This is a genomic window from Kribbella sp. VKM Ac-2569 (assembly GCF_004216905.1).
Classification (GTDB): Bacteria; Actinomycetota; Actinomycetes; order Propionibacteriales; family Kribbellaceae; genus Kribbella.
This window is the reverse complement of record NZ_SGXJ01000007.1, coordinates 1-18,415: the sequence shown is the minus strand read 5'-3', so window position 1 is coordinate 18,415 and position 18,415 is coordinate 1. Positions and strand designations below refer to the sequence as shown.

18 protein-coding genes are annotated in these 18,415 nt (G+C 65.9%); 10 read left to right on the top strand and 8 right to left on the bottom strand.

Features of this window, described 5'->3' with window-relative positions; all coding sequences use genetic code 11:
* The first annotated feature begins 47 nt into the window (after positions 1 to 47).
* Both EV649_RS36415 and EV649_RS36410 read left to right on the top strand, forming a co-directional pair.
* Entirely contained in the window at positions 48 to 857 is an 810-nt protein-coding gene (locus EV649_RS36415; protein WP_130388263.1) for a PaaX family transcriptional regulator C-terminal domain-containing protein, read from the top strand.
* Between the two features lie 141 nt (positions 858 to 998).
* Positions 999 to 3,296: a hypothetical protein gene (locus EV649_RS36410; RefSeq protein WP_130388262.1), complete on the top strand. Its 2,298-nt coding sequence runs from the start codon at positions 999 to 1,001 to the stop codon at positions 3,294 to 3,296.
* 51 nt (positions 3,297 to 3,347) lie between these two features.
* Here the strand turns inward: EV649_RS36410 and EV649_RS36405 are convergent, their stop codons facing one another.
* Both EV649_RS36405 and EV649_RS36400 read right to left on the bottom strand, forming a co-directional pair.
* Positions 3,348 to 4,004 (bottom strand): DUF2278 family protein, encoded by a 657-nt coding sequence (locus EV649_RS36405; protein WP_130388261.1) that lies wholly within the window; start codon positions 4,002 to 4,004, stop codon positions 3,348 to 3,350.
* Between the two features lie 64 nt (positions 4,005 to 4,068).
* Positions 4,069 to 4,725, bottom strand: a complete 657-nt coding sequence (locus EV649_RS36400) for a TetR/AcrR family transcriptional regulator (RefSeq protein WP_130388260.1) — start codon at positions 4,723 to 4,725, stop codon at positions 4,069 to 4,071.
* A gap of 78 nt (positions 4,726 to 4,803) precedes the next feature.
* Here EV649_RS36400 and EV649_RS36395 point away from each other — a divergent pair, with 78 nt between their 5' ends.
* The 7 genes from EV649_RS36395 to EV649_RS36365 all read left to right on the top strand — a co-directional run bounded on the left by EV649_RS36395 (position 4,804) and on the right by EV649_RS36365 (position 11,448).
* Positions 4,804 to 5,859 carry a Gfo/Idh/MocA family oxidoreductase gene (locus EV649_RS36395; RefSeq protein WP_130388259.1) on the top strand — a complete coding sequence of 352 codons (1,056 nt, stop codon included), beginning with the start codon at positions 4,804 to 4,806 and terminating at the stop codon, positions 5,857 to 5,859.
* Positions 5,856 to 6,635 (top strand): hypothetical protein, encoded by a 780-nt coding sequence (locus EV649_RS36390; RefSeq protein ID WP_130388258.1) that lies wholly within the window; start codon positions 5,856 to 5,858, stop codon positions 6,633 to 6,635. The genes EV649_RS36395 and EV649_RS36390 overlap by 4 nt, the downstream gene beginning before the upstream one ends.
* A complete protein-coding gene (locus EV649_RS36385; RefSeq protein WP_130388257.1) occupies positions 6,632 to 7,945 on the top strand; it encodes an extracellular solute-binding protein in 1,314 nt (437 codons plus the stop codon). The genes EV649_RS36390 and EV649_RS36385 overlap by 4 nt, the downstream gene beginning before the upstream one ends.
* Positions 7,946 to 8,043: 98 nt before the next feature.
* Complete coding sequence (locus tag EV649_RS36380) at positions 8,044 to 8,886, top strand: sugar ABC transporter permease (protein WP_198682890.1); 843 nt, start codon at positions 8,044 to 8,046, stop codon at positions 8,884 to 8,886.
* Positions 8,883 to 9,725, top strand: coding sequence for a carbohydrate ABC transporter permease (locus EV649_RS36375; RefSeq protein WP_130388255.1), 843 nt, complete (start codon positions 8,883 to 8,885; stop codon positions 9,723 to 9,725). The genes EV649_RS36380 and EV649_RS36375 overlap by 4 nt, the downstream gene beginning before the upstream one ends.
* A gap of 20 nt (positions 9,726 to 9,745) precedes the next feature.
* A complete protein-coding gene (locus EV649_RS36370; RefSeq protein WP_130388254.1) occupies positions 9,746 to 10,612 on the top strand; it encodes a sugar phosphate isomerase/epimerase in 867 nt (288 codons plus the stop codon).
* A complete protein-coding gene (locus tag EV649_RS36365; protein WP_130388253.1) occupies positions 10,612 to 11,448 on the top strand; it encodes a DUF1080 domain-containing protein in 837 nt (278 codons plus the stop codon). The genes EV649_RS36370 and EV649_RS36365 overlap by 1 nt, the downstream gene beginning before the upstream one ends.
* Here the strand turns inward: EV649_RS36365 and EV649_RS36360 are convergent.
* The gene (locus EV649_RS36360; protein ID WP_130388252.1) at positions 11,429 to 12,664 is read right to left on the bottom strand and encodes an MFS transporter; all 1,236 of its coding nucleotides are present in this window, start codon (positions 12,662 to 12,664) and stop codon (positions 11,429 to 11,431) included. The two genes, EV649_RS36365 and EV649_RS36360, sit on opposite strands and share 20 nt — an antisense overlap.
* Positions 12,665 to 12,720: 56 nt before the next feature.
* Here EV649_RS36360 and EV649_RS36355 point away from each other — a divergent pair, with 56 nt between their 5' ends.
* Entirely contained in the window at positions 12,721 to 13,680 is a 960-nt protein-coding gene (locus EV649_RS36355; protein WP_130388251.1) for a DUF5937 family protein, read from the top strand.
* 1 nt (position 13,681) lies between these two features.
* Here EV649_RS36355 and EV649_RS41860 read toward each other — a convergent pair whose 3' ends face one another.
* The 5 genes from EV649_RS41860 to EV649_RS36320 form a co-directional block, all read right to left on the bottom strand.
* Complete coding sequence (locus tag EV649_RS41860; RefSeq protein ID WP_241999134.1) at positions 13,682 to 14,437, bottom strand: substrate-binding domain-containing protein; 756 nt, start codon at positions 14,435 to 14,437, stop codon at positions 13,682 to 13,684.
* 851 nt (positions 14,438 to 15,288) lie between these two features.
* Positions 15,289 to 16,389: an RHS repeat protein gene (locus tag EV649_RS36335; protein ID WP_130388250.1), complete on the bottom strand. Its 1,101-nt coding sequence runs from the start codon at positions 16,387 to 16,389 to the stop codon at positions 15,289 to 15,291.
* 77 nt (positions 16,390 to 16,466) lie between these two features.
* The gene (locus EV649_RS36330) at positions 16,467 to 17,315 is read right to left on the bottom strand and encodes a hypothetical protein (RefSeq protein ID WP_130388249.1); all 849 of its coding nucleotides are present in this window, start codon (positions 17,313 to 17,315) and stop codon (positions 16,467 to 16,469) included.
* Between the two features lie 110 nt (positions 17,316 to 17,425).
* Positions 17,426 to 17,893, bottom strand: coding sequence for a hypothetical protein (locus EV649_RS36325; RefSeq protein WP_130388248.1), 468 nt, complete (start codon positions 17,891 to 17,893; stop codon positions 17,426 to 17,428).
* Positions 17,890 to 18,415 (bottom strand): RHS repeat-associated core domain-containing protein (locus EV649_RS36320; RefSeq protein WP_130388247.1); only part of this gene is annotated, 526 nt, incomplete at its 5' end. The genes EV649_RS36325 and EV649_RS36320, both read right to left, overlap by 4 nt.

Genomic DNA, 18,415 nt, shown 5'->3' with positions numbered 1-18,415 from the left:
AGAGGATGAGCGCAACGAACCACTGGGAACGGCTCCGAGGAGATGCGATGAAGCCCCGGTCGATCGTCTTCGACCTCTTCGGCGACTACATCCGCTATCACGGCGGCGAGGTCCGGCTGCGCACGCTGACCACATTGCTCGAGTGCTTCGACGTGGGCGAGAGCACCGTGCGGGTGGTGATGGCGCGCCTGCGGCGCGAAGGCTGGTTCGACACCCGGCGAGACGGCCGCGAGACGGTGTACGCGCTCAACGACAAGAGCTGGCGACTGCTCGACGAGGGGCGGACCCGGATCTTCGAACGCTCCCGTGAACCATGGAACCGGCAGTGGTCGATGGTGATCTACTCCGTCCCGGAGAGCGAGCGAGCTCTCCGCGAGGAACTGCGCAAGGAACTCGCCTGGCTCGGGTTCGGACCGCTGACGTCGTCGACCTGGGTCAGTCCGCACGACCGGCTGACCGAGATCCAGGAGCACTTCGCCGATCAGCCGTCGATCCAGCTCGATCTGCTGCAGTGCACGTCGTCCGGACTGTCCCGCGACCGCGAGATGGCGGCGCGATGCTGGGAACTCGACTCCCTCGACGCCGACTACGCAACCCTGCTGCGCACGTACCGGCCGCGCATGCGGTCGTACCGTGCCGGCTCACTGGCACCACGCGAGGCGCTCGTCGAGCGGATGAAACTCGTCCACGACTACCGGATGTTCCCGTTCCGCGATCCCGACCTCCCCGAAGAGCTGCTCCCTACCGGCTGGCACGGCCGGGAGGCGCATGACCTCTTCCTCCAGGCCCACGAGGCCCTGAAGGCGCCCGCCGACGGCTTCTTCGTCGAGGCCGCAGGCACCGACCGCGTCGCCTGACTCGTCAGGAACAGCGACGCGGCAACGTTGTCATGTGTCAGATTCTTGACGAGCGGCGTGTATATGTACTTCAATCCAGCCTCGAACAGGATCGCCGGCCCCGGTCCGCCGTCCCCCTCGCGTGCTCTGGAGGCACCGCCGATGAGACCGATCAAATCGACCCTTGCCGTGCTGGCCGCCGGCGGGTTGCTCGCCTGGTGGGCGTACCCCGCCGCCGGCTCGCAGACCGCCGCCGCAACACCGCCGGCCCCGGGCCCCGCCGTACTCAACACTCCCCCGCCCACCGCCGTACAGCTGGAGAACACCGGCATCTGGCAGGCTCAGCCGACGATGGTCTGCCACAGCAGCGCCTACCGCGACGGCGAGTTCCTCAACCAGGGCTGCGTGTACGACGACCAGGGCGCCCAGCTCGTCACCACCAACTGGCCCGAACATTCGCTCACGTTCGCGTACACGTACCCGACCAACCCGGCGTACCGAGGCAATGCCGCCGACCTCGTCGAGGTCCGCGTCAAGCCGCTCGCCGACGCAACCGCGTTCCGGATCACCTTCAACACGATGACCGACCCGGACCTCGTCGGTACGACGATCGCGCTCGGCAACTCGCTGCTCCCGAAACAGGCACCGCACGGCGCGAACACCCTGATGCCTGCCGAGAAGTTCGTCACCGTGCACGGCCGGACAGGCGACATCGTCGACGCGGCCACCGGCAAGACGTCACCCGTCGCACCGATCGTCTCGGTCGACGTCGCGCACCGGCAGGTCGAGGTCCGCGTCCCGCACACCGCTTACGACCCCGGAACGCGCACTGTACGAGTCGCCGCCGCAGCCGGTCTGTGGGACCGCCCGGGGGACAAGTTCCTGCTCCCGCAGGCGGTCGCCGACGCGACCCACCCAGGTGGTGCGCTCACGGCCGGCCTGCGTCCCTCGGCGTACTTCGACGTCGCGTTCCGGCAGGAGCCGTTCGACTCGCCGTGGCGCAACGACAACCAGAAGACGACGCTTGCCAGCGGCAACATCGGCAAGTTCTTCGCCAACGTGGACTTCGCGAAGCTGGCACAACACACCAACGACAACAGCGCCGTACCGACCTCGGGCTACATCGAGCGGCTCTACGCCTCGAACAGCGAAGTCGCGCAGGGTCGCCGGTTGCCAGGCGATGCGGGCAAGCCTCCGCTCGGGTCCTTCACCCAGCAGAACGGCGAGACCGTCGACGGTGAAGGTACGCCGAGTGTCCAGTTCGGCTGGATCTGCCGCGACGACTGCGTCTCCGACCTCCCCGGCAGGTTGCAGCGGTACGTCGCCTACGTCCCCGATCTGCCGCGCCCTGCCAACGGGTACGCGAGCATGGTCTGGACCCCGGGATACGCCCAGAGCGCGAACGACCAGGTCGGCGACCCGGGGACCGGAGCACTGCTGCCGGCCGGCGACCGGGACCTGTTCCACCAGGTCGCGAACCGCCCGTCCGCCCCGACCGTCGTGATCGCCGTCGACGCCCGCGGCAACGACAACTGGTCTTACGGACGCTCCGGCGCCTCTGTCTTCGAGGCACTCGCCGACGCGCGGCGGGCCTTCGGGCTCGACTCCACCCGCACCGTCATGAGCGGCTTCTCGAGCGGCGCCTACAGCGCGAACAAACTCTCGCTGCAGTTCCCCGACGTGTTCAGCAAAGCCTTCATCTGCGACGGGCTGAACATGGCGCCCTCCTTCCCCGGGATCAACGGCATCGCCGACACCCTGCCCGTCGACACCGCGACCCAGCACGAACCCGGCTCGGTCCTGACCCCGTTGCTACCGTCACGCCGCAACCAGCCGGTGATGGAATGGGCCGGCCTTCCGGACAACTACATCCCGTACAACATCCCCCGCGAACGGGCGAACGCCTACATCGCCGGCGCGCAGTACGACTTCACCTTCGACAGCTGGCTCGGGGCATCCTCCGATCACGTGGTGATGTGCGCGAACGCGACCTGGAAGGTGCTGACCGACTGGCTCGGCGACATGCGCGGCACGCAGGATCCGTTCCACGTGACGTACGTACGCAACCCCGCCATGGACGACCCGGAATCCGGACTGGTCGGCGACCACGCCTACTGGCTCAGCGCCATCCAGAGCCGGTCCGGTGACCTCGGCACCATCGACGTACGCTCACAGGGCTTCGGTCTCGCCGACGCACCAGCTGCCCCGGTCGTCACCGGCGCCGGCGTAGCGACCGGCTCGACAGTGCCGGTCAACGCCTACACCTCCGAACTGCGGACCAAGCCGGCACCCGTCAGCGCACCGATCGCGAACCGGCTCGACATCACCGCAACGAACATCAGCACGGTGACGATCGACCCCAAGCAGGCCAAGGTCACCTGCGATGCCGATCTGAACGTCACAACCGACGGACCACTCACCGTCCGCATCCTCAACTGCCCCGACCGCACCTTCAACTGAACCGTCGCCCGCCGACTGCTCCAGCTCAGCTGAAGCAGTCGGCGGGCAGATTCACACGGGCAGGCCGTTGTCGTCGGTGTTCAGGGATTGGGGTTTGAACTTGGTGAGGAAGGCGGTCAGTTCCCCGCCTGGTCGTTGAATGATGGTTCCGCCGTCTTGCCAGATCCCGTCGAGGTGCTGGAACTGGCCTGGCGGATCGCCTTGGTTGTAATGGATGTCGTGCACGCCGTTGCCAGTGTTGTACGGAGCGCCGAACACGTACACCCGTTCGCAGCCGAGCAGCCGCTGTTCCAGCAGATCCAAGGCCTTGTCGGCCGAGCTGTCGACCCAGCCGAATCTGGGCGACCTCAGGATCGCGTTGAACAGTTCGACGAGCGGACTGTAGACAACGCTCACGCAGCCGCCACGTCCTCGCAGCAAGGGCGATCGGATGTAGTCGAGGGCACCGGATGCAGGGGTGCTGGCCAACAGGTGCCAGCCGTCGCTCTTGGCCGCAATCGGTGCGAAGAGTTGCGGGTTGAGGTTTCGTACCTCGCGGTACTGCACCGGCACTCCGCTCGGCGTCGACACGTCGATCGCGCATTCGTACTCACCGCCGGGAGCCGCGACGTACAACTTCCCGTGGTACCAGGACCCGAAGTCGTCCGGATCCTCCCGAGCAAACCGAATCAACCGCCCAACCAGTACGCCGTAGCTTGATAGCGGCATGAATCCTCCCGTTGCCGGTCAGGCGCGACCCGGTCCCCGGTTCCATAGTGGCACCGATTGCCGCTCAGGTCGCCGGCGTGGCTGTCCAGCGGGTGATCGCCTCGCCGAGGTGGGTGGCGACCAGGCCATGCAGGTCGATGTCCGCGCCCAGTAACCATTGCAGTTCGACGCCGTCCAGGACGGCGACCAGGATCCGGATCTCGGCCTCGACCTGCTCGTCGGTCAGTGCGCCGACCTCGCCCCTGGCGACGGCCTCGCGCAGCTTGGCGGACCAGTTGCGCACGGTGTCGGCGTACCGGCGCTGGATGAACTCGCGGGCCGGGTGACTCGGATTGGTCGCCTCGGCGGAGATCGTGACGAACAGTTCGAGCGTCCCGCGGTGGTCGACGTGGTAGTCCATCAGCGCGGGAATCGCCCGGAAGTACTCCAGGCCCGGCGGGTCCGTGGGGATCGCCCACCGTGCGGTCTGGACCGTCCAGTCGTCCAGTACGGCCATCAGCAGACCTTCCTTGCTGCCGAAGTACTGGAGCAGGGTGGCCGGCGACGCGCCGACCCGATCGCCGATGGCACGCAGCGAGCCGCCGATGTAGCCGACCTCGCCGAACACCTCGGAGGCGCTACGGATGATCTGCTCACGCCGTTCGACGCCCTTGCGATAAGGGCCACGGGTCGTCGGGATCGCGTCGTCGTCGGCCACGAAGTCCTCCTGGTGCTGAGCCATTGACGAAACCTTAGCACCCGTTTATGTTTGGCGAAATCTTAACGACTGATCGTGTTTCATCCTGGTGAGGAGTCACGGATGCAGTCCTCTATCGGAGTTGGATTTCTCGGCGCCGGCCCGGTCACGCAGGCCATTCACCTGCCGACTCTCGCTCGGCTCGGCGCCGCCTTCACAGTTCGCCATGTCACCGATATCGACGCTGACGTCGCCGCGGCCGTGGCGGGTCGAGCGGGCGCCGCGCACTCGACCTCGGTCGAGGCGTTGCTCGACGATCCGGCGGTCGAGGTCGTCGCGATCTGCAGTCCGAACGCGTTCCATGCCGAGCAGGTGATCGCAGCGTGCCAGGCCGGCAAGAAGGCGGTGCTGTGCGAGAAGCCGCTGGCGATGTCGGCGGCCGAAGCAGCTGCGATCGCGGCGGTCTCGGCGGAGACCGGCGTACCGATCTTTGTCGGCGCGATGCACTCGTTCGATCCGGGATGGCGAGCTGCCGTCGCGCAGTGGGGTGCGCTGCCGCGGACGAGTCACACCATCCGTTCCTCGATCGTGCTGCCGCCCAACTCGCGCTTCGAGGACGTCGCCACAGAAGTACTGACACGGCAGCCCTTCCCGGCGCCGGACTACTCGGACGTCGCGGTACTGCCCGGGATGACGCACGCGGGGGTGATGGGTCTGGCGATCCACGATCTCCCGCTGATCCGTAGCCTTCTCCCCCGGTACGACGACCTGCGGGTGATCGACGCCAAGTTCCTCGCACCGTTCGGGTACCGGATCCTCTTCGTTGCCGGCGGCAAGAGTATCGAGTTGCACGCCGTGATGTCGCAGACCTGGCAGCCCGACTGGGCACTCGAGGTGTTCGCCGACGACCAGGTCCTGAACGTCGAGTTCGCGCCTTCCTATGTTCATGCCGGCTCCGCGGTGAGCAGGCTCAGCACCTCCGAGTCGACGCAGGTGTTCGGACCGGCCGAGGTCAACGGCTATGAAGTCGAGTGGCGCGAACTCGCCGCGGTCGTCCACGGCGAACTGGCGCCGCCCGACCTGTCCACTCTCGTCGACGACGTGCGCTTCGCGCTCACGCTCGCCGATGCTTCCGCTGATGCCGTCCGGTCCACCCCCAGCGCGGAGGACGCAGCATGAGCACGTCGTCGGAACACGTCCGTACGGCGCTCGCCACCCTGCCGCTGTCGTTCCCGGATCCTGCCGGAATCGTCTTCGTGGACGGTGTACCCGGCTGGCCGGTGGCCCTGCTGCACGCGATGGGCTCAAACCCGGCCGGGATCGTCCTCGTACATCCCACACCCGTTGACTTCGCCGATCCGCTCGCAATGGATCCGGCCACGATCGTCGTCGTCGACTCGCCCTGGGCCTCCAACCCGGCCACAGGCCTTGCTGCACGAGCTTTCCGCGCTGTCGCGACGGACCGAAGTCGCGTTGAGTGCCGGGTCGTCGTGGAGCCGTCGTGTGACTTCTCGACCGCCCTGCTGGACCAGTTGGTCCTCATCCGCGCTGTGCTCGGGCCGGTCACAAAGCTCCAGGTGCAACACGTTTCGGACCGCACCTTGTACGCCGAAGGCCTGACGGACACGTCCGTCGCGATCGACTTCAGCATTGTCCGCACTACCGCCACGCCCGCGTCGGCCGCACTCCGGCTGCTGACGGACGACGGCAGCGTCGAGTTGCAGATCCCGTCCGGTGACACCGCTCAGCCTGCCCGGCTGATCACCGTCGGACCGGATGGCGCTGTGCTGGCGCCAACCCAGTACGAGGCCGGGCATCGCTCCAGCCTTCGTCGCCTGCGCGAACTGCATGCGGCCGGATCGGCCGACGGACTGGCCGATCTGCGTTGCCTTCGAGCGGACGTCGTGACGACGACCGCCGCCCTCGGGGACTACGAGAGGAGCACATTCCGATGAGCAAAGCACAGCATGGCGGCGTCAGCCGCCGAGGATTCCTGGGGCTGGCCGGCGCCGCGATCGCCGCACCCGCGCTGGCGGCCTGCAACGTCTCCGGCAACAGCGGAGCCAACAAAGCCGGTGGCGGCGGCGCCCTCAAGTTCTGGGACATGCCGTGGGGAACCCCTGCCTACAACGACCTGGGCAAGAAGATCATCACCGACTACACCGGCTCGACCAAGGCGACGTACCAGATCATCCAGTGGAACGGCTTCTACCAGACCTTCTCGTCGGCGATCGCCTCCAAGACCGGGCCCGCGGTCAGTTCCGGCGCCGGATTCCAGGCCTTCCAGTTCGCCGACCAGGGCCAGATCGCGTACGCCGACAACTTCATCGAGAGCCTGAAGAAGGACGGCACGTACGACGACTTCCTGCCCGGCGTGCTCGACACGATGAAGACCGACAAGGGCTATGCCGGCGTACCGTGGCAGACCGACGTACGGCCGTTCTGGTACAACAAGGCGCTGCTCGACCAGGCCGGCGTGTCGGTGCCGACGTCGTGGGACGAACTCCTGGCCGCCGGTAAGGCCCTGAAGAAGGTCGGCGTGTCCGGTTTCGCGACCGGGGCCGGAGCCGGCAACAACCTCGGCGCGCACACGATGGTCGCGATGATGGTCAACAACGGCGGCGGCATGTTCGATCCGGACGGCAAACCCGACTGCGTGACGGACGCCAACATCCAGGCGATGACGTTCGTCCGCGAGCTCGCGAACGAAGGGATCATCGACTCGGGAGCCGTGTCCTACACGGCCGACAACCTCGACGCCCAGTGGAAGAACAAGAAGGCCGGCATCGGGATCCACACCCCGGGCCTCGCAGCGCGGGCCGGCACGACCGGCAAGGACCTGCACGTCATGGACCCGCTGAAGAGCTCGAGCGGCACCGTCGCGGGGCTGTTCTTCGTGAACAACCTGATGATGTACACCAACACGCCCTCGCAGGAGGCGTCGGAAGCCTTCCTGAAGTACTACCTGGGTCAGATCCACACCTACTGGCAGAGCCCGGTCGGGGTCGCCGTACCGGTGCTGAAGTCGATCGCCAAGGCGGACTACTACGCGAAGGATCCCAACCAGGTCGCGATCGTCGACAAGTGGATGCCGGTCTGCAAGACGTACGCCGCGAAGAAGACACAGTCGTTCGCCGCGCTCGCGGCCGTCGACGGCGGCCAGCCTCTCGCGCAGTTCGCGCAAGCGATGTTGCAGGGCAAGACCGATCCCAAGGCGGCCCTCACCACTCTGCAGCAGGGCCTCGAGTCGATTGTGAAGCGATGACGCTGACCCAAGGTGTTTCGACCAAGTCGCGGTCCCGGCCGACAGCACCACCTGCTCCGTCCACCAAAGGCAAAAGGCCCAGCCGCCGCGCGATCACGATGATCTTGTTGGTCGCACCCGCGATCATCCTCGTCGTACTGATCAACGCGTACCCGCTCGTGGTCGCCGCATCGCAATCGATCCACAACGGCACCTTGATCGTGACCGGGGACTTCGTCGGCCTGTCCAACTACGCCGATGTCGTCACCAGCCCACGCTTCTGGTCAGCCGCTCGCTTCACCCTGATCTTCACCGTCGTCGGCGTCTTCGGCAGCTGGCTGGCCGGCATGGGTCTCGCGCTGCTGCTGCGGACGAAGATCCCCGCCAGGGGTTTGTTCAAGATCCTGCTGATGCTTCCGTGGGTGGTGCCGATCGTCGTGTCGTCCACGGCCTGGAACTGGCTGGTCGGTACGCCGGACAGCCCGCTCCCTGCCCTCGCGTCACAGCTCGGGTTCGGCGAGGTTCACTTCCTCGCCGATCCCACCCTGGCCGCCATCACCGTCTGCGTCTTCAAGGTCTGGGTCAGCTTCCCGTTCATGATGCTGATGACGTCGGCCGCGCTGGCCGCTGTCGACACAGGAGTCTACGAAGCCGCCGGCATCGACGGCGCGGGCCGATGGCAACAATTCGTCCACATCACGCTGCCGCTGATCTCGCGGTCGACGTACATCAGCTGGATCCTGATGACGATCTTCTGCGTCAACGACTTCCCGACCATCTATCTCCTGACCGGGGGCGGACCGGTCGACGCGACCTCGTCCCTGGTTGTCCTGGCCTACCGCAGCGTCTTCCAGGACCTGCTCACCGGTCCCGGCGTTGCGATCGCGTTCCTGATGACGCTCGTCCTGGTCATCATCTCGACCACTCTCTACCGCCAGATCAAGAAGGTGGACATCGCATGACAACCATCCAGGTCTCACGGCCGAGAGAACCCGGGACGCGCGGCCAATGGTGGCGCTTCGCCGCGCTGCTGATCATCACCCTGGTCGTACTCGTACCGGTGCTCGCCACCCTCCTCCTGGCCATCCGGCCCAGCGCGACAAGCACCACCACCAGCGCACTCACGCTGGAGAACTTCCGGTACATCTTCGGCAACACCGACATCATGCTCTGGCTCGGCAACAGCCTCGGCGTCACCCTCGCCACCGTACTGGTGTCCGTCATCGTCGCCGCCCCGGCCGGATACGTGCTGTCCCGTGGCCGCGGCAAGGCGGTCTCCGGCTTCTCACTGCTGCTCTTCGTCATCCAGTCGTTGCCGGTGATCACCGCGATCATCCCGCTCTTCGTGCTCTTCGCCCGACTCGGTCTAGCCGACAACCTGATCGGCCTGGTCATCGTGTACGTCGGCAGCACCTTGTCCGTCGCGACCTGGATGATGGCGGCGTACTTCGACTCGATCCCCCACGCTCTCGAAGAAGCCGCCTGGGTCGACGGCTGCTCGGTCTTCGGCTCCTTCACCAAGATCGTGCTCCGCAACTCCCTGCCCGGCATCCTCTCCACCGCGATCTTCGCGTTCCTGCTCGCCTGGAACGACTACCTCGTCGCCCTGGTCTTCCTACGGTCCAGCACGATCTTCACGCTCCCGATCGGACTGCAGACGTTCTTCCAGCAGAACGCCACCGACTGGGGATCCGTGATGGCCGTGTCGGTCGTGATCATGCTGCCACCGGCGATCATCTTCGCCGTCCTCAACAAGTATTTCAGCGTCGGCGGTATCGGCGGCTCGCTCGCCGGACGCTGACCTCTCCAAGGAGTCATTCGATGGCAAACTTCCGTGTCGGCCTGAACCCACTCCCCTGGGTCCTCGGCGCCGACGGCTTCAACCTGACCGAACCCGTGCTGCGGACTGCGTTCGCAGAGATCCGGACCACCCCGTTCCGCGGCATCCACGCCGACCCACCGCCGAGTCTCGACGCCGCCGGCTATCGCGCACTACTGGCCGAGTACGGCCTCGAACCGGCACCCGGCTACTTCTCCGTCGACCTCAACGCCGGCAACCTCACCGAGACGGCCAAACGCCACGCGGCCATCCAGGCCGAACTCGGCAACACCGAAGTCTTCCTCGCCACCGGCCTGACCACCGAGCGCATCGCCCATCCCTCCATCGGGTACGGCGGTCTTCTGCCGGGGGTGATCGACGCCATCGGGGCCGCAGCCGAGGCCATCACCTCCGAGGGCGTGACCCCGGCTCTCCACCCACATGTCGGCAGCAGCATCGAGATCGAGTCCGAGATCCGCGCCGTGCTGGACGCCGTACCGGCCTCGATCCTTGCCTTCGGCCCCGACACCGGACACCTCGCCTGGGCCGGCATCACGCCGGCGACGTTGATGTCGCAGTACGCCGATCGCATCGTGGCCGCGCATCTCAAGGACGTCCACCTCGGCCAGGCGCAAGCCGCCCGGGACGCCGACGCGACGTACTTCGACGCGACCGTCACCAAGTTCACCGTCTGGACCGAGCCGGGTCGCGGGGACGTCGACCTTCCCGCGGCGATCGCGACGCTGCCGGAGTCCTTCAACGGGTGGATCGTCGTCGAGGTCGACGTACCCGAAGCCGACACCAACCTCGCATCGACCGAGCTGTCCGCCGAGTGGGTCACCGGCCACCTCGGCACGGCGGTTTTCTGATGGCAGACTTCGAACCTTTGTTCAACGGCAAGGACCTCACCGGTTGGTCGGTCATCCCACGCAGTTACGGATCGATCTGGCCTGGCGGCCCCGACGTACTCGACGTCGCACCGGACTTCCCCAGCGACTACGCCGAGCAGGCCGAGCTCCATCCGGCCGCCTGGACAGTCGAGGACGGCGCCATCGTCGGCCGGCAAGAACCTCTCGGAAGCGGGTACGGCGGATACCTGATCAGCGACGAGAAGTTCGGTGACTTCGAACTCACCCTCGAGCTGAACCCGGACTGGCCGGCAGACACCGGTGTCATGCTCCGCCGCCGGCCGGACTCCTGGCACGGACTCCAGGTCCTCGTCGACCACCGCCACTCCGGCTCTATCGGCGGCTTCTTCGGCAACGGCCTCGGCAGCTTCCACGCCGTACCGTTCGCCATCACCGCGCGCCTCGACTCGACCGGCAAGCCCATCGGCCTCCGCGAGGACGACCCAGCGACGTCAGCCGAGCCCTTCTCCCCCGACAAGGAGAAGATGCTCGAGTACGCCGCACCCATCGAGGAGTTCCTCGCCACCTGGCGATGGCAGGACTGGAACTCACTCCGCATCCGCTGTGTCGGCGAACGTCCACGGGTCACCACCTGGATCAACGACGTACGGATCGCGGAAGTCGACCTGGCCACGTTGCAGGCACCGAACTACGACGCCGACACCGTCGCCGAATTCCTCGGCCCGTCCGGCCACATCGCCCTCGAGGTCCACGACAACGACCCCCTGCTGGGAACCGACCGCTGGGCACCGGACGCCGCCTGCCGCTGGCGCAACATCAGACTGAAACGCCTCTGACGACCGCGCGCCCTGCGGCGCGGTTTGCGACGAGCGCGGTCGCGGTGCCGGTGACTGCGAAGAGGGCTCCGAGCGCGATCCAGCCCAGGGTGCCGTGGTCGATGGCGGTTGTGGTGACGACTGCGGGGCCGAGCATCAGCGCCAGCGCGAGGCCGGTCTGGCTGAGGCCCTGGTAGGCGCCGGCGCGAGCGGGGTCGGCGAGTTCGAACGCCATACCCCAACTCCCCGCTTCGCCGCGCGTCTCGCCTGCAGAGGAGGCGAGCGCGCCGAGCAACAGGACGCCAGTCGCTGCAGCGGCACCGAGGTGACCTGCGAGAGCGAAGAGCAAGCAGGCCGCGAGCAGAAGGAGGCCGGCTCGGCGTGCCGATCGTCCGGCCGTGCGCAGATCCTGGGTGCCACGGGACGCGCGGACCTGGAAGAGCGCGACGTACGCCGTATTGACCACGAGGAGCGCCGATACGACGACGGTCGGCGCCTCGGTGTGATCCGCCACCCACAGCGGGATGCCAACCGACGTCAGCGCGAAGTGGATCGCCAGCAGGGCGTTGAGAACCGTCGATGTGACGTACGTGCGATCTTTCAGAGGCGAAGGTCCCCGTGGCGCCTCGGGGCTTGCGGACGCATCCATTCGCTCCGCCAACCCGGCTACTCTCCGGCGCAGACCCGCTAGTGGGATCGTGCCGAGAATCGTGATGGCGCCGACGAGCACCACAGTCAGGCGGTACGCCGTTGCCGTGTCCACCACCAGAGCCAGTCCCGCAAGCAGGGTGCCGATCCCGATCCCGACGTTCATCACCACGCGCAAGCGGGCGCGGACGGCAACCCGTTCCGGGCCGACGAACCATCGGGCGAGCAACGTCATCTGGGCCGTGCTCTGCAGGCCGCGGGACGCGGACACGCAAGCCGCGACCACGACGAAGGTGACGAGATCTCGGGCCAGGGCGTATCCCAGCAGTGCGACGCCGTTCGCGGCGAGGGCCCACTGCTGAAGCCGATCGGCGCCACACCGGTCACTCAGCCAACCACCGGCGTACGACGCCAGGACACCGACTGCTCCGGCGACGGTGAGGCCGATCCCGACGGCGGCCGGGGACAGTCCCACCCCGCGTGTGAAGTACAGCGCGCTGACCGCGAAGAACATCCCACGGGACAGGGACAGCGCTGCAACGGCGGAGGCAAGCGCGCGTTCGACAGGATCGCGGAGGAGTTCAGGCACGCGTCAGTTGTCGCATCCGGGTGTTCGGCGCCACCATCGATGTAGCGTATTGCTTCATGATCGAGTACGAGCTGGTCGGCAACGATCTGGGCGAGGTGCGCTTCGCGATCTCGCCGCTGAACGAGCTGGTCTTGTCGCTGCGGACGCTGCGCGATCCGGGTAGGTTCCCGCTGCAGCTCCCCTGGTTGCGCGCCACCGAGGCGGCTCGTGCCGGGCTCCCGCTGGACCTGCTCCGCGCCTTGACGAACGAAGCGCTGTGGACGCCGGACTTCCTCACTCCGCGCCCGTACACCCCGCTCGGCAGGATCGACGACGAGCTCGCAGCCTTGATGGACACACCGAACAGCGTCGTCCGCGCGGACTTCGCCGAGATCCACCTCGCCGCACTTCCGCCAGTACTTCGAGGCCGGCCGGAGAGAGTGCTCAAGCGTGTCCTGGCGGCGCTGCGAGAGTACTGGGAGGCATGTTTCGAGCCGTACTGGCAACGCATGCGGACCGTGCTCGAGGCCGACATCGTCTACCGCGGCCGGGTCACAGCACGATCCGGCCTCGCGGTGATGTTCGCCGACCTCGACCAGCATGTTCGCCTCGAGGACAACGTCGTGTACGTGCGCCTGCGCAGTGACCTCTCGTACCGCACCTCGACCGCCGGCCGTGGGCTGACGCTCGCGCCTTCGCTCTTCAGCAGGCGGGCGACGGCGCCCATCTCTCCCGACGAACCACCGCACATCATGTACCCGGCGCGCGGCCTCGGAACGCTCTGGGAAACCGAGACGAGCACGCCCGCCATTGCCCTGGTTGGCCTCATCGGTCGTGTCCGCGCCCGGCTGATGGGCATCCTCGAGACACCGACCTCGTCGACCGAGCTCGCCGTACGCCTGGACGTCACCCCGACCGCCGTCAACCAGCACCTGCGCGCGCTACGCGCGGCCGGCCTCCTCATCTCCGCACGCCACGGCCGCTCCGTCCTCTACCGCCGCTCAGACCTCGGCGACCGCCTGATCCGCGGCGCCTAGCTCACGACTCGCGGGCGCGGTGGGGGTAGGTGCCGGCGGTGAGTGTCTCGTACGAGCGCCGCACTACTGTCTCAAGCACTTCGAGGTCGATGTCGTCGAGCTTCTTGATGTACACACAACCGACGCCGGTCGTGTGCGGACCCAGCTGGTCGAGCAGGTCGGCGTGCGCGTCGACTCCGTCTGAGAGATAGACCGTGGTCGCCGCCGACCGCGGCGCGAAGCCGGCTGCCGGTGCATCGCCCTCGCGACCGCTCGCGTACCGGTAGTGATACTCACCGAAGCCCACCACGGTGGCCCACATCCGCGGCTCCTCGCCGGTAACCCGGCGCATCAACTCGATCATCGTCTCGGCGTCCTGGCGACGTGTCGCCGAACGCACCTTTGCCAGGTGGGCCTCGACCTCCGAGCTCGTCATGACGGCATCATTCCACGGCGCCGCGTCCCGGCCTGTGGTGCTTTCGCGGATCTGGAGGGTGTAGTCGGCCGGTATTTCGGCGGGCGCGGAGCGGTCGCCGTCGAGGCGGTTCAGCAGGAGTCGTACGGCGTTCTTGGCGATCTGCGTCTTGTCGGGGCTGATCGTGGTGAGGCTCGGGGTGCTGTAGCGGCCGTCCTCGATGTCGTCGAAGCCGACCAGGGCGATGTCGTCGGGCACGCGGAGGCCGCGACTGAGGATGGTGCGCAGCGCCCCAAGAGCCAGCAGGTCGTTGTAACAGAACACCGCGTCGGGCGGCTCGGGGAGCGCGAGCAGGTCGGCCATCGCGGCGCATCAACCCTCCTGTCGATCAGATGCCGGTCGGAAGTCGACAACTGGGAGCCCGGCACATTGATCCCCCAGCGCTGTACGGCTCACGAGTTATAGCAGCCGCCGCCGACAGCAGCCAGGTTCTTTGCATCCCCTCAGCGCCGATACCCACCAAGCCCGGCGCGCACACGCCGACACCTGACTCTTATCACCGAGAGAGGATCCGGTTGAGCGAGGCTGTGACCTGCGGGTTTGCGTGGTGGGATTGCTGGAGTTGCGCACTAATCGGGCTCGTCGGGTCGGGTCTGTGGCGTACGTGCGGACGGTGAAGACCGGCTCGGGGGCGACGGCGGTTCAGGCCGTGTGGTCGTCGCGGCGTGTGTCCAGGGATATCGAGCATGTCAGTTCGGCGCACGATGACGAGGAATTGGAGGCGTTGAAGGCCGCGGCGATTCAGCGGCTGGCTGCTGGGCAAGGGCGAGTTTCGGGCCTGCCGCAGGATACACAGTCAAGCTCCAGCCGCACGGCGCATGTCAGCTCGCGTGAGGGGCCCCGCATAGCGGTCGACAATCTTTGCCCACGCTGGCTTCAACAGATACGGCGTCACTCGAATACCGGCTGCATCCCGAACCTGTTGATCAGGACTGCTTAGCATGTGCTCTAGAGCCGCAAAGCATCGCTCGACCTTTACCTCATCATTCTGCGTCCTGAGCGCCGGCTCAAACACACCCCACCAGAACACCTCCGAGACGTAGCTGTAGGCAGCGAGCCCCGGAGTATCACTATATTCGGCACAGATCCGCGCAACATCGCCGGCCGACTCTGGAAACCAGTCGGCCAAGAGAGCTGGAAGGCCACTCACGTGTTCATTCATCCACAAAACTCACAGTTCTAGCTCGGCCCCACATATACACAGGAAAATGCAGTAGCGCAGGCATAGTCCGGTGGAGGCTTGAAATTCCATGCTTCCCGAAACGACTGGAACAGAAAATACGAGTCCAGGAACGTCCCCGTTCCAGACAAACCACGACCGAAAAGGGAAGCTTTATTCTCGACCGGTCGAGGCATCTTAAAAGGCTTCTCTCTTCAAACCTTACGCTTGTAATGTCGTTTACGGCGTAGACCGTTTGGATATTCTTCACGGTTCTATCGATCTCAAGCAGAGCCCCTCGTTTCTCAAGGTCAGCTGTCACTGCACCATTGGCGTCCGGAGTATTCAGCACGGTCCAGTTTTCCCGGAACTCTGACCGGGCAAGATCACGCTCGCTGGACGTCAGGATAGTATTTCCTGCCTTACGATCATCCTCCAGAATCTGCGAGTACCGCCGAGTCAACTGGAGGACGTCTTCGGCATGATACTTGCCCTCCGTTCGTACGCCATCCTGCAACTCGAGCCCAGAGCTGCCGAACGTCGGCTCGGACTGCGCCTTGATCTCGCCGGTCGGGAAATACTGGATGAACGTGCTCGACGGCGTCTTGTACAAGGTCGTCGCCGTGTCGAACGCGGACTTGTTCTGCACCGGCCGGTTGTTCTTGTCATACACCGTCTCGGAATACCGGCCACTGGGCCGGGTCTGACGAGTCACGTTCCCGGCCTGGTCATAGGCCAGCGTCGTGACCCGATCCTCCTGATGCCCACCAATCGGGGTATGCGGGACATGGATCGCGACCGGCTGACCGGCCCCGTCATAGTCGGTCTTCTTCGTGTTCCCAGCCTGGTTGATCTCCGCCGTGACCAGACCGTCCGCGTCGTACACCGTCTTGCTCGTATACCCGGCCGCGTCGGTGACCGCGGTCGGCCGGTGGTTCAGGTCATAGACCGTCTTCGACGTGTAGTCCGTCGCAGGCGACGCGTTCCGCAGCGGATCCATCACCGTCACCTGGTTACCAACCAGGTCGTACTCGAACGTCGTCGTCGGCGTCTTCGTCGACCCACCATCAACAAACGGAGTCTCGACCTTCAGCACCTGACCAATCCGGTCATAGCTGTACCTCGCGACGAAATCGTTCGGATCCGTCGTCGTCGCCTGGGGACCGCGGTGGGCTACCGGCGCGGGGCCTCGTAGATCAACTTGAATCGGTTGAACGGGTCCGACGAGGGTGCGTCTGCGGGCAGCACCGGCGCCAATGCCTCGAACACCCGCCGGACCGCATCACCCTCGTACTGCGACAACCTCGGCGTCGCCTGCAACACGGCACCACCCGACGGCAACTCGATCGCGCTCGCAAACGCTCCACTCCTGCGAACCGCCTCGATACCACCCAATCGCTGCAGAACACCCGCCGACGTGACCGACACCCACGAATAGCCCCGAACCTGGGAGTCGGACAGAGGCAGCGTGTCGGTCGGGAATGTCCCTCTCGAGGTCTCGAGCGGTGTACGGTTCCCGGCCCCGCTCGTGTCGTCGGCCAGGAACCCGAACACCGCCGGCGAGCGCTCGGCCTGCGTCACCAGGAACTGCCGCCACGTCTCGGGCACCTCGTCCGGGATCGGCGCGGTCTCACCCAACTTGCCCACCACGTATGTCGCGTCCAGCCGCAGCCACTGCCGTGCCTCCTTCGGACGTGGCCGGTACGCCGAAATCGTCAGACTCGGCGTTCCGGCATGACCGACCTCATTCAAGGTCGAGAACTTCGCCGACATCTCAACAGACACGTCGGCCGCCTGCGACACGAACCGATCCCAGTTCTTCGGCGACCATGCACGCAGGGACTTCGACAAGCGCCGCTCACCCTGACCGATCACCAACAACGAACACCACCGCGAGCCAACCGGCCCAAACGGCCCACCCTCCGGATCCCGTACACCTTTCGACGGCAGCCCTGCCGCCGGCAGCTCGGCCATGAACTCACCCGCAAGCTGCTCCACCGCCATCGTGAACCAATCCACCACCCGAGGCCCCACCTCAGCAGAGCCTTCCGGCAATAGATAATCCAACTCCGCACGAACACCACGCGCCGACTTCAACCGGGTCGACTCATCCGCCGCCGACAGCCCGCCACTCAGTTCTGCGCTATTCCCCACGCTGTTCCCTTCCAAATGACATAGCCTGCAAGCCCGAGAACTGTCAAGATATCGCCCGCAGCCTTGCCGGTCGTCGTCGGATCGAGTGTCGGTGTCGACCGCGGCTCCTTCTCATCTTTGCTGAACGACTGATTCCTCAGGCCGCGCAGCTGCACAGAATAGGGATCGGTGCTGCCGTAGTCGTACAACTCCACGCCGCCTTCCTCGATCTTCGACTCGACCGTGATCAGCTCCCGCGGATTCGATCGGTTTGGTCGATGTCGTGGATCCAGTACATATCCAGGTCGCACTATGTATGCGTTACCGAGTTGTTTCTGAAGATACTCGATGTAGTTGTCGACCTGGTCCTTCCCGTCATCCTCGGCTTTCCCGCCACCGTGCTTGACCTCCCAGATCCACACCTCCTGCTTGGCGCCGTTCTTGGGTTCCGGGCCCCACTGAATCACATCCGGATACCCGTTCTGATCGCCGGGATTCCTGACGAACCACCCGCGACCAGGTTGTCCTTCCGTGATGTCGTCACCCTCCCGCGCTCAGGATGCTCCACCTGCGTCTGGTCCGCGGTCGCCTCAACGGCGGTCTCGTGCCGTTCGTTCCAGACTTCCCAGTATTTGTACGGCTCACCGTTTTCGTCGATGGCGTAGTGGCCGTCGAGTTCGATGCGGTTGATGGGGTTGCCGCCGGCGAAGGCATAGCGGTTGGTGTTCCATGGATCGGTGCCGAGGGCGAGGTCTTGCAGGGCGCCGTTGAACATGTCGCGGGTGAGGTACCGGTTGAGGCCTGGGTTGTACTCGCGGAAGCCCATGTCGTAGGTGCCGGTGGCGCCGTCGAACCGTTTGCTGTTGAAGCGGTAGGGGTTGACGATGTCGGCGGTCTTGGCCGGGTCGTTGTCGAAGATCGCGTCGTCGCCGGTCGTGCCGGTCTTGTCGGCCTGGCCGTAGGCGGTGTAGCGGTACGTCGACGTGGTC